At 68.9% G+C, this 3,970-nt stretch carries 3 protein-coding genes; all 3 read right to left on the reverse strand.

Going from position 1 to position 3,970, the window contains the following annotated elements:
• Positions 1–68 precede the first annotated feature (68 nt).
• A complete protein-coding gene (locus GA0115259_RS13115; RefSeq protein ID WP_093595514.1) occupies positions 69–1,916 on the reverse strand; it encodes a GH39 family glycosyl hydrolase in 1,848 nt (615 codons plus the stop codon).
• A 111-nt stretch (positions 1,917–2,027) separates the two neighbouring features.
• A complete protein-coding gene (locus GA0115259_RS13120; protein WP_093595517.1) occupies positions 2,028–2,945 on the reverse strand; it encodes a carbohydrate ABC transporter permease in 918 nt (305 codons plus the stop codon).
• A complete protein-coding gene (locus GA0115259_RS13125) occupies positions 2,942–3,886 on the reverse strand; it encodes a carbohydrate ABC transporter permease (RefSeq protein WP_093595520.1) in 945 nt (314 codons plus the stop codon). Before GA0115259_RS13125 ends, GA0115259_RS13120 begins: the two co-directional genes overlap by 4 nt.
• Positions 3,887–3,970 lie beyond the last annotated feature (84 nt).

The raw sequence follows: 3,970 nt of genomic DNA on the forward strand, positions 1-3,970 counted from the left end.
GGCAGCGGCTGATGTCACTGCGGGCACGCGAGCCCGGCAAGATCCAAACGAGAGGCCCTAAGCGCGGATCAGACGCGCGTGAAACGCAGAAAGCGGATGCCCGGGTTGGGAAGATCGACGGTCAGCGCGGCGGTGCCGTCGGCGTCCGCGGTGACGGGCGCGAGCTCCTCCGCGGGCAGCCGGTCGGCGGCGCGCAGCTTCGCCCACTGCTGCTCGTCGGGCCAGTCGCCGCCGTCCAGGTCCTGCCAGACGGCCCGGATGTCGCCGTGCCGTCCATCGACCCGGTGCGACTCGACGGTATGGACGGCGCCCGGCTCCAGCCCGCCGATCCGTACGGTCACGGCGCGGTCGAGCACGGTGGCGCCGTCGAGCTTGGACTGGTCGAGCGTGCCGTTCCAGAGCAGCACGTCCACGGTCGAGCGGTCCTCGGCCCGGGTGGCGAGGGACTCCACGAGCCCTTCCGCGCCGTCGCCGGTGACGGCCACGGGAATCCGGCCGCCGGCCAGCCGGGAGAGGAGATACAGCGCCCAGAAGCGCGGCTTGCGCAGATTGCCGACGGTCAGCAGTCCGAAACCGCCGTGGAAGAGCCGAGGCGGCCAGCCCAGCTCCTCGAACTGGTCCGAGGCGACCCAGTAGGAGAGACAGTCGGTGGACGACAGCGCGCTCTTCATCCCGCGCAGCACGAAGGGCGCGGCGAAGACGGAGTCGCTGACACGGTGGAAGTGCGTGGGCGTGACGCCCCATTCGGTCCAGAGGATCTCCGGCTCGGGCCTGCCGGTCGCGGCGGCGAAGGCGCGGGTCATCGGACGGAAGTCCAGCGGGGCGTTGCCATAGGTATGGGTGGAGACGAAGTCGACCGGGACATCGCGCTCCCGGCAGTACTCCAGCAGCGCGCCGACCCAGCCGGCCGCGGCGGAGGAGGGCCCGCCGACCCGGATCCGCTCGTCCACGCCCTTCACGGCGCGTACGGCGGTCTCGTAGAGCCGGTGGTAGTCGTCCTGGGTGCCGTTCCAGAACACCTCCAGATTGGGCTCGTTCCAGACCTCGAACTCCCAGCCGGCGACGGTGTCGCGGCCGTACCGCTCCTGGAGATGGACGGTCAGCTCGCGGCAGAGATCGCCCCATCGCTCCCATCGCTCGGGTGTGGAGACCAGGGCCTTGTAGCCGAAGACGGTGTAGCCGGGATCGGAGGCGAGCTCCCTCGGCATGAAGGAGAGTTCCACGACGGGCCGCAGACCGGTGGCCAGGAAACGGTCGTACACCGCGTCGAGGCCGGAGAAGTCGAAGGAGCCGTCGTCCCGGACGGTCACGGTCTCCGGCAGAAAGGTGCCGTGCGCGCGCACGGACCGTACGCCGATCTCGTCGCGGACGATGGCCAGCGCCTCGCCGTACTCCTTCGCCACATCGGAGCCGCCCGCGCCGGGCTTCTCCCAGGTGAGCAGGGAGAAGTGCTCGGCGCCGATCATCCGGTTCCAGACGCCCGGCAGTTCGGTGGCCGGCGCGGCGGCGTCCACCGCCACGGTGACCTCGGCCGGGCGCGAGCCCGCGGCCCTGGGTGAGCCGGGCACGGCCTCCGACAGCTCACCGGCTCCGCCGTCGGACCAGGTGGCGACCTTGTAGAAATAGCCGCGGCCGGGCTGGACGAGGGTGTCGGCGTACGGCGGATGCGGTACGGCGAGGACATCGCCGCCGAGATGGTCGAGCGGCTCGAAGGGCCCTTCGGCGGAGTCGGCGCGGTGCACCAGATAGCCGAGCGCTCCCGCCACCGGCCGCCAGGTCAGCAGCACATGGCCGGTGCCGTCCTCGGCGGACAGACCGAGCGGAGCCGGAAGCTTCCCGATGCCGGTGAGCCGCTCGTCGCTGGGCTTCCCGATGCGTGACTCCCAGTCGGCGCGAGCGGCGGACTTTTCGGTCATGGAAGTACAAACCTTCTGGTAGAGGGGGGTGTGGAGGTGCGTGTGGAGGTGCGTGTGTGTACGGCGGCGAACGCGAGCCGCCGGAGGTACGGGCGCGGCGGGCGCAGGCCGTTACTTGAGACCGGCCGTGGCGATGCCCTGGGTGAAGTACCGCTGGAGTACGAGGAAGACGAGCAGCACCGGCAGCACGATCAGGAAGGAGCCGGCCATCAGCATCCCGTTGGAGCCCGAGGACTGGTTCGGGTCGGTGGCGAAGGTCGCGAGGGCCACCGGGAGTGTGTATTTGCCCGGATCGTTGGTGGCGATCAGCGGCCAGACGAAGTTGTTCCACGAACTGAGGAAGGTGAGGATCGCGAGTGTCGCCAGCGCGGGCTTGACCAGCGGCATCACGATCCGCCAGAAGATGTACCACTCGCCCGCGCCGTCCAGCCGGGCCGCTTCGAGGAGTTCGTCCGGGACCGAGAGCATGAACTGGCGCATCAGGAAGACACCGAAGGCTCCGGCGGCGAACGGGAGGACGAGACCCGCGTACGAATCGATCAGATGCAACTTGCTCATCAGGACGAAGAGCGGCAGCAGCATCAGATTGCCCGGCACCATGAGCGCGCCGAGCACCAGGGCGAAGACCTTGTTCCGGCCCGCGAAGCGCAGCTTGGCCAGGGCGTAGCCGAGCATCGAGCAGAACACCAGATTGGAGACGGTCACCAGCACGGCGACGACCATGGAGTTGAAGAAGTGGAGCGGCAGGTCCAGCCGGTCCAGCAGTCGGGTGAAGTGATCGAGCGTCCACTCCGTGGGAATCCAGACCGGAGGACTGGCCCGCAGCTCACGGTCGGTTTTGAAGGCGGAGAGCGCCATCCAGAGGAACGGCGTGGCCATGACCAGCAGCCCGAGCGACAGCAGCACATAGGCACCGGGCCTCTTGAGCCGCTCGGTGCGCGCGCCGCCGCGTCCGGCCGACGCGGAGGCCTTGGATGCGGTCGGGGTCGGCGAGGCCGGGGTCTGGGGCGGCGTGTGTGCGGCGCTCATTTCGTGTTGTCCTTCAGCAGACGGAGCTGGAGCACGGTGATGCCCATGATCACGACGAAGAGCACATACGCCATGGCGCTCGCATAGCCCATGTGGAAGAAGCTGAAGCCCTGGCGGTACATGTTCAGGGAGACGGTGAGCGTGCTGTCCGAGGGCCCGCCCTGCGTCATCACGAACGGCTCCTCGAAGACATTGAGATAGCCGATCGTGGTGATCACCGTGGCGTAGAGCGTGGTGGGCCGCAGCAGCGGGAGGGTGATCCGGCGGAACTCCTGCCAGGCACCGGCGCCGTCCAGCCGCGCCGCCTCCCGTACGCCGGTGGGGACGGCCTGGAGACCGGCGATGAAGAGCACCATGACCGTGCCGAGATTGCGCCAGACCGCCATAAGGATCAGCGAGGGCATGGCGAGCGCCTCGGAGCCGAGGAAGTCCGGTCCGGTGAGCCCGACTTCGGAGGCCAGGCCCGCGATCAGTCCGTCGGACGGGTCGAGGACGAAGCGCCAGACGACGGCGACCGCGACGATGCTGGTCACCACCGGTGCGTAGAAGCCGACCCGGAAGATGGTACGTGCCCGGTCGATACCGCTGTTCAGCAGAACGGCGGCGGCGAGTCCCGCGCCGATGGTGAGCGGTACGCCGACGACCACGAAGTACGCCGTGTTGAACAGGGACTTGAGGAACTTCTCGTCACCGAACAGCTCGGTGTAGTTCCGGAAGCCGACGAAATCCGCGGAGAACGGATCCGTCACATCGCGCAGCCCGAAGTCGGTGAAGCTCATGGCGAGCGTGGCGACGATCGGGAAGGCCATGAAGACGGCGAACAGCACCAGAAAGGGAGTGGAGAAGAGCCACCCGGCCAGATTCTGCACACCCAACGGGCGGTGCTTGCCGCCGCCCGCCCGGCGGGCCGGAGGACGGGCCTTAGGGCCTCTCGTTTGGATCTTGCCGGGCTCGCGTGCCCTGGTGCCGCGCCTCGCCGCGTTGTCGTCGGTCAACGACGCTCCGCGTCGCCTCCCTCCTCCGCC

The organism is Streptomyces sp. MnatMP-M17 (assembly GCF_900091995.1).
GTDB lineage: Bacteria > Actinomycetota > Actinomycetes > Streptomycetales > Streptomycetaceae > Streptomyces.

Excerpts from the sequence above, each read along its gene's own strand:
- GA0115259_RS13115 (WP_093595514.1), bottom strand. The coding sequence starts at position 1,916 with ATGACCGAAAAGTCCGCCGCTCGCGCCGACTGGGAGTCACGCATCGGG.
- GA0115259_RS13120 (WP_093595517.1), bottom strand. The coding sequence starts at position 2,945 with ATGAGCGCCGCACACACGCCGCCCCAGACCCCGGCCTCGCCGACCCCG.